This window comes from Mesorhizobium sp. M8A.F.Ca.ET.202.01.1.1 (assembly GCF_004791595.1).
In the GTDB taxonomy this organism is placed as follows: domain Bacteria; phylum Pseudomonadota; class Alphaproteobacteria; order Rhizobiales; family Rhizobiaceae; genus Mesorhizobium.
The window spans coordinates 1-301 of record NZ_SRUN01000245.1; the positions used below are offsets into that span (position 1 = coordinate 1).

The window sequence follows — 301 nt, forward strand, 5'->3', positions numbered from 1 at the left end:
GCAGTCTGGGAGGGTGTCGCGCTGACGCAAGCGCAAATTGGGGTACTCTACGACGCGACAAAGACCCGCTTTAAGTAGGCGGTGTTCAAGGGCGTCGTTGGCCGAAAGCGGCATTTCGCGGTAGCGGAATTCGGAAGCGACATCGATGTCGACGGGAAGCCGCGCGTAGCGCTCGAACCAGTATTTTGAGATCAGCCCGGCGAGATAGGCGGTGCCGCAGGCCGAAAGCGCCAGCCGGCCGATCTTGGCGAAGTCGAACGGCAATTCGAGCGGCTTCGACACGCCGGAGACGAAATCGACG

General features: G+C 61.5%; 1 protein-coding gene. It reads right to left on the reverse strand.

Annotated elements, in window-relative coordinates; genetic code table 11:
* Nucleotides 1-301, reverse strand: a 301-nt coding sequence (locus EN845_RS34700) for an SIS domain-containing protein (RefSeq protein ID WP_245511891.1), incomplete at both ends; no start/stop codon positions are given.